The organism is Weissella confusa (genome assembly GCF_004766315.1).
Taxonomy (GTDB): Bacteria; Bacillota; Bacilli; order Lactobacillales; family Lactobacillaceae; genus Weissella; species Weissella confusa_A.
The window spans coordinates 105,651-112,395 of record NZ_PVSN01000026.1 but is presented as its reverse complement, the minus strand read 5'-3'; the positions used below and the strand labels follow the sequence as shown (position 1 = coordinate 112,395).

The window sequence follows — 6,745 nt, the reverse complement described above, 5'->3', positions numbered from 1 at the left end:
CACTGTTATTGGCCGTAAAGGCGGTCAAGTATTGGTCACAATGGTTGATAGGAAGACCAGAATATTACTTTCAAAACGAGCGGCATCAAAGAAGACCGTCGATGTTATGAGAATCATAGGTTCAATGCTAGATTCCCTTCCAACCAGTCAGATACAGACTTTAACTCCAGACCGCGGAAATGAATTCAGTGCGCAAGATGAGATAACAAAGAAATTCGATGTCCAGTTTTACTTTCCTGATCCCCACGCTCCATGGCAACGTGGGACCAACGAAAATACAAATGGGCTAATCCGTGAGTACGTCCCTAAAGGGACTGCAATCGAAGATTATTCAGACGAATACATTGAACAAATGGTTGAGCAAATTAATAGCCGACCTCGAAAGCTTTTCGGCTGGAGATCGGCTAAAGAATATTATTTATCTCAAGTGTTCCGGTTGAATTGACAATTCACCTAACAAAAAAGCATTTCTGGATACAGTGATCCACAAATGCTTACGAAGAGGGTTTTCTCTTGTGAGTCATTTGCGGATTGTCGCCACTTTAGGTAGGCGGTAGAAACTCGCTGGCCATTTTCCAGCAATTAAATCTGCAAGGACAAAAATGTCTTTTTTGAAAAAGTTATTGTTGAATATACTACACGACTTATGACAGATTGCAAGCCCTAGATACGAATAAAATAGTTTTAATATGATTTTACGTTCGGCTAACAGTTTAACAGTCGTCAAACTGCGTGATTCTTCCTGAAAATAGGCGTACAATAGTTACTTGTAAAAAATAAATAGCGATTGAGGAGGTCATCATGATTCAGCGACGACTTTCCGGTCTCCCTACCTGGCAACGTAATTTGTACGTTCTCTGGTTCGGGGTCTTCATGACTGGAATTGGCTTCAGTGAAGTCATGCCATTTCTCTCCCTTTACGTCGATACCTTGGGACATTTCACTAAGAACCAACTAACGTTCTATAGTGGTGCCGCTTTTGCGATTACCTTTTTGATGACGGCCATCGTCTCACCATTTTGGGGTAAGCTCGCTGACAGTAAAGGCCGTAAGCTAATGTTGCTTCGTGCTTCATTAGGAATGGCGATTGTGTTCTTGCTCATGGGAGCAGCACAGAATATTTGGCAATTGATTTTCTTGCGCGCTTTGCAAGGATTGTTTGGTGGTTTCATTTCAAATGCAAACGCCATGATTGCAACGCAAACACCAAAGGAACGCTCCGGCTACGCTTTGGGTCTGCTGGTTACTGGTGTGACCGGTGGAAACTTGTTAGGACCGTTCCTTGGCGGTGTGCTAGCCTCATTGGTTAGCTACCGTATTTCATTTGTTATTACTGGTATTATTTTCCTACTTGTTTTCACCTTAACACTGACAATGGTCAAGGAAGAATTCACACCAATCGAGCGTGGTGTTTCGCCATCTCGTAAGGAAGTCTTCCAAATGTTGAAGTTTCCAAAGCTTACCATTGTCCTATTCACCACCACGTTGATTATTCAGATGGTTAACCAATCAATCAGTCCGATTGTGGCGCTGTTTGTCCGTGAACTTAATCACGGTGCACCAAGCACGACCTTCTTAGCCGGTTTGGTTGCGGCCATGCCTGGAATTGCGACAATGATTGCCGCCCCACGCTTCGGTCGTATTGGCGATCGCATCGGGACGAACCGCATGATTATGATTGGTTTTGCATTAGCATTCATCTTTATGCTACCAACTGGATTTGTAACCGCTGTTTGGCAATTGGTTATTCTACGTTTCATGATTGGTATTTCAGATGCCACGATGTTGCCAGCCGTGCAAACCATGTTGTCGAAATCAACGCCACGCGAAATTACCTCACGTATCTTCGCCTACAATCAGTCATTCCAATCACTTGGTGCGGTTGCCGGACCAATGCTTGGTACCCTGGTTGCAACATACTTTGATTACAACGGTATTTTCATGGTCAGTGCCGCTTTGATTGTGGTTAACGCCATTATCTTCGGTACAAATACGCGTTTCTTGCGTCACAATGATGACGTGAACGACTAAAAAATAAAGGTCGATGTTACTCAAATTCGAGTAGCATCGACCTTATTTTTTACTTCATTTTTCTAAGAATATGGTACATCAACAACAATGCCAGCTGCAAAGCCCCAAATGACATCACAAACACAAAACTGTGCATGGTAAAAGCTTGCAGAACTTGTTGCAGAACTGAGTGACCATTAGTCAACAAATCCCATGAGTTCAGACGTAGGAAACGGCCGAGATAAATCCCAAAGGCCGATAACAACGACAAAACAGCATAAAATGCCACCGCTTCGATTCTGGCATCTTCACCAAGAAAACGAACCGCAATGATATGTGCCGATGACACACCCAACAACGTACCAATCATCACACCACTAGCCAACAGCGCATAATTAAAGAACTGCGTCTCAGTCATCAATCCTGTACCGATTGATGACAAGTGACTGAAGTCCGTCAGCATATACATGGTATTTGGAAAGAAAATCAACCAAAGCAACGTTAGCACAACCATCATCCAACGCTTTAGTTGGCGATTTTTAATTAATAGCGATAAATCAAACGGGATTAACGCTAAAAAGACGTTCCATATTAAAAACATGAAATTCGTCGGAAATAGCCACACTGTCAGCATGAACAGCGCCACCAATATATGAATTTCAACTATGCCCCGCTTCACATTCCTCACCAACCCTTTAAAACATCATATTCTTGAGTATACGACGTCAACATTAAAGCTACCCAAACTTTAACGTTTACTTCAGTGACGACGTTTGTGCAGTGACGCGCTTTTCGTACGGCACTTCAAACAAATCGACATCCCCAACTTCAACCGTGACTTGACCAGATAGCAAATCGGTCACATCAGTATCAAAACTCGTCATATCTTCATCAGATACCGGCACAACCAGCGTCACGCCAGTATCATATTGTGTATCCAAAATAACATATTCATGTTGCTCGAGCCAATATTTTAGAGGCTCATAATTCTTATAATCAATGCGCAATGACATTTTGTGACGTTGAATACGTTGCACCAAGCCGAGCTCTGCAATACCACCAGCAACTGTACCAGCATATGCGCGCACCAAACCACCAGCACCCAACTTAATGCCACCGAAGTAACGCGTCACGACAGCAGCAACATCGTGTACTTCATTGTTCTTCAACACTTCTAGCATTGGCACGCCCGCTGTTCCAGCCGGTTCGCCATCATCAGAATAGCGTTGCACTTGGTCACGGTCACCCAACATGTATGACCACACATTGTGAGTGGCTTTGTTGTGCTCTTTGTTAATGCGGTCAATAAATTCACGGGCTTCTTCCTCGGAAGTCACCCGAGCCATATTAACGATAAAACGAGACTTTTTAATGACTTGTTCCCAAGTATATTCATCCGCCGCAATCGTGACGTATTGATCTGGATTGCTGACGTGTTCAGTTTGATTTCCGGCCATCATTTTCTCCTTTTCACACAAAAAGCCAGATGCAAGCATCTGACTTTTGATTTTACTCTTCGAATTCGAAAGCAAAGTCCAAAATTTGAACCGTGTCACCACCACGAGCACCTGCATCACGCAATGCTTCGTCGACACCCATGAAACGCAATTGACGTGCAAAACGCATCATTGATTCCGTGTAGTTCGTGTTCGTACGCTTGAACAAACGTTCGATTTCATCACCATAAAGAATCCAAGTACCATCTTCATCACGATCGATTTCAAATGGCGTACGGTCTTCAGTGAATTCGTACAAAGCAGTCTCATTTTCATCAGGCTCCATACCCTTAGGAATAAAGGCAGGTGTCTCATCCAACAAGTCGGCTGTACGTTGCATCAATGGCTCCAAACCTTGACGCGTCAATGATGAAATTGGCATAATCTCAACGTCTTCTGGGACATCTGGATCAGCAGCCAACTTCTTCTTGAATTCTGCCAACGTCTCTTCAGCGTCTGGCATATCCATCTTCGTTGGCACGATAATTTGTGGACGCTCCAACAATGCTGGATCGTACTCAGCCAACTCAGTATTAATCTTAACGTAGTTTTCGTATGGATCTTCTTCTGGATCGATACCTGACATATCAATCATGTGCAAGATAACACGCGTACGCTCAACGTGACGAAGGAATTGAATTCCCAATCCGACACCTTGTGAGGCACCTTCAATCAATCCAGGCAAGTCAGCCATAACAAAGTCACGACCATCTTCCAAACGCACCATTCCCAAGTTAGGAACCAACGTCGTAAAGTGGTAGGCCGCAACCTTTGGCTTCGCAGCCGTTACAACTGACAACAATGTTGACTTTCCAACAGATGGGAAACCAACCAACCCAACATCGGCCAAAACCTTCAATTCAAGGGCAATGTCCAATTCTTCTCCTGGCTCACCGTTTTCGGCAATTTCAGGGGCTGGGTTCGTTGAAGAAGCGAAACGCATGTTACCGCGTCCACCACGTCCACCTTGGGCAACAACCAATCGTTGACCTTGCTCAGTCAAGTCACCAATCACGCGACCTGTCTCAGCATCAGTAATCGTTGTACCTTGTGGGACTTTGATGATCAAATCTTCAGCTGACTTTCCAGTCATTCCCTTAGTGGCACCATTACCACCTGGGGTAGCCTTAAAGTGGCGCTTATAACGGAAATCCATCAAGGTACGTAGCCCTTCATCCACTTCCATCACAACAGATCCACCGTGACCACCGTCACCTCCAAAAGGACCACCCATGTTGATGTACTTTTCGTGTCGGAAAGAAACGGCACCATCGCCACCCTTACCGGCCTTTACAAAAATTTTAACTTGGTCGACAAACGCCATCGTTTATGACCTCACTTTCTTTATTAAAGCTCTTAAAATATAAGCGCAATTTGACGCTTATCATTTTACAGTACTTGGCCTCGTTTGACCACCTTTAATCATCACTGTGTTGAATTGCTTGCAGTGAAATCTTAATGGCGTTGGCTACCTTTTCAGAAACACCGACTTCGCGCAGTTCTTCAATTGACGCATTGGCAATCTTCTTGAGTGACCCAAATTTCGTCAACAACTTCTGACGCGTCTTTGGACCAACCCCGGCAATTTCATCCAACTTTGAGCCCAAAGAACTCTTTGAGCGGAGTTGACGGTGGAACGTGATGGCAAAACGGTGCACTTCATCTTGAATACGTTGCAATAGGAAGAATCCTTGCGACTTTGGATCCAAGTTAACGTGTGATTCACCCTCTTCGCGCAACAAGTCAGCCGTCTTGTGTTGGTCATTCTTAACCATCGCTGCGACTGGAATTGCCAAACCAAGTTCATCTTCAATGACTTCACGGGCCGCATTCAACTGAATCACGCCACCGTCCATCAAAATCAAATCCGGCATCTCAGCATGCTCCTTGAGCAAACGTGTGTAGCGACGACGAATAACTTCCATCGTTTCAGCGCGTTCATCCGCATGGTCAACCGTCTTGGTCTTGTACTTGCGGTACTTATTCTTGTTCGGCACACCATCTTCAAAGGCAACCATGGCCGAAACCATTTCTTCACCCTGGGTGTGTGAGTGGTCAAACGCCTCAATACGGTGAATGTGGTCAAGGTCTAACGCGTCCGCAATTTCTTGCATCGCCCCGTTCGTCTTCGACTCATTCATCTCCATCAAGCGGAACTTTTCATCCAACACGATTTTGGCATTCTTTTCCGCCAAGTCGAGCAAGTCACGCTTTTCCCCACGTTGCGGTGTACGCACGGGAACATTCAATACTTCTGGGATAATTTGCTTATCAACGCCAGCCGGCACCAAAATTTCCTTGGGCAACACGGCATTCTTACGGTTGTAGAACTGCAAAATAAAACTCGTCAATTCTTCTTCAGGTGAATCAACGATGGCAAAGGTACGCTTCTCACGTTTCATCAAACGCGCTTGGCGAATGAAGAAGACTTGAACAGACAGCCAGCCCTTGTCCATATAAAAGTTGAACAAGTCACGTGGCGTACCGTCCTTTGAGATAATCTTTTGCTTTTCAACGGTTGTCTCAATGAACTTCAATTGGTCGCGCAAATCGGCAGCACGCTCAAACTCAAGCTTTTCAGCTGCGTCAGCCATCTTGCCTTGCAAGACCTTCGTCACTTCCTTTGTATCCCCATCCAAGAAACGTTGGATCTTCTTGATTTGATCCAAGTACTCCGTGAATGGCACCTTACGATAGCAAGGACCTAAGCATTGTCCCATGTTGGCATACAAACATGGACGTCCTTGGTAACCGTTACAACGACGTAATGGATAAACCTTTTGCAAGAAATGCAAGGTTTCCTGCGCAGCGTAAACGTTAGGATAAGGGCCAAAGTATTGGGCGCCGTCTTCTTTGACGTCGTTGGCCAATTCAAGCTTTGGATCCGATTCGTGGGTAATCTTAATGTAAGGGTACCCCGTTCCACGCTTCAAGCGAATGTTATAGTACGGCTGGTATTTTTGAATCAAGGTGATTTCAAGCAACAATGATTCCTTTTCAGAACTCGTGACAATGAAATCAAAGTCCGCAATATTCTCAACCAGCTGGGCTGTCTTACCGGTGTGTTCACTTTTAAAGTAAGAACGCACACGATTTTTTAGGTTCTTGGCCTTACCAACATAAATGATTTTCCCGTTCACATCCTTCATTTGGTATGAGCCGGGCAAATCTGGTAACAGCGCAAGTTTTTGTTCAATATGTTCTGACGCCATCCGCTTTTCCTTTCAAATAGTATTTAC

General features: G+C 44.6%; 6 protein-coding genes and 1 riboswitch. Of the genes, 2 read left to right on the top strand and 4 right to left on the bottom strand.

Annotation, left to right across the window (positions count from 1 at the left end):
- Positions 1-445, top strand: a 445-nt coding sequence (locus tag C6P11_RS04580; protein WP_135518959.1) for an IS30 family transposase, incomplete at its 5' end; no start/stop codon positions are given.
- Between the two features lie 66 nt (positions 446-511).
- Positions 512-610: riboswitch (purine riboswitch) on the bottom strand.
- 191 nt (positions 611-801) lie between these two features.
- Entirely contained in the window at positions 802-2,031 is a 1,230-nt protein-coding gene (locus tag C6P11_RS04575; protein WP_135518957.1) for a multidrug efflux MFS transporter, read from the top strand.
- Positions 2,032-2,080: 49 nt separating this feature from the next.
- Here C6P11_RS04575 and C6P11_RS04570 read toward each other — a convergent pair whose 3' ends face one another.
- The 4 genes from C6P11_RS04570 to uvrC form a co-directional block, all read right to left on the bottom strand.
- On the bottom strand, positions 2,081-2,611 hold the full coding sequence (locus tag C6P11_RS04570; RefSeq protein WP_245299774.1) for a DUF1361 domain-containing protein: 531 nt from the start codon (positions 2,609-2,611) through the stop codon (positions 2,081-2,083).
- Between the two features lie 154 nt (positions 2,612-2,765).
- Positions 2,766-3,467, bottom strand: coding sequence for a YigZ family protein (locus C6P11_RS04565; RefSeq protein ID WP_135518965.1), 702 nt, complete (start codon positions 3,465-3,467; stop codon positions 2,766-2,768).
- Positions 3,468-3,519: 52 nt separating this feature from the next.
- Positions 3,520-4,830 (bottom strand): GTPase ObgE, encoded by a 1,311-nt coding sequence (gene obgE / locus C6P11_RS04560; protein WP_135518951.1) that lies wholly within the window; start codon positions 4,828-4,830, stop codon positions 3,520-3,522.
- Positions 4,831-4,924: 94 nt separating this feature from the next.
- Positions 4,925-6,718, bottom strand: a complete 1,794-nt coding sequence (uvrC, locus tag C6P11_RS04555; RefSeq protein ID WP_135518948.1) for an excinuclease ABC subunit UvrC — start codon at positions 6,716-6,718, stop codon at positions 4,925-4,927.
- Positions 6,719-6,745: the final 27 nt, after the last annotated feature.

What these genes read in the sequence shown, in the direction of transcription:
- obgE (WP_135518951.1), bottom strand. Translation starts at nt 4,830, where the DNA reads ATGGCGTTTGTCGACCAAGTTAAAATTTTTGTAAAGGCCGGTAAGGGT.
- C6P11_RS04565 (WP_135518965.1), bottom strand. Translation starts at nt 3,467, where the DNA reads ATGGCCGGAAATCAAACTGAACACGTCAGCAATCCAGATCAATACGTC.
- C6P11_RS04570 (WP_245299774.1), bottom strand. Translation starts at nt 2,611, where the DNA reads ATGTTTTTAATATGGAACGTCTTTTTAGCGTTAATCCCGTTTGATTTA.
- uvrC (WP_135518948.1), bottom strand. Translation starts at nt 6,718, where the DNA reads ATGGCGTCAGAACATATTGAACAAAAACTTGCGCTGTTACCAGATTTG.
- C6P11_RS04575 (WP_135518957.1), top strand. Translation starts at nt 802, where the DNA reads ATGATTCAGCGACGACTTTCCGGTCTCCCTACCTGGCAACGTAATTTG.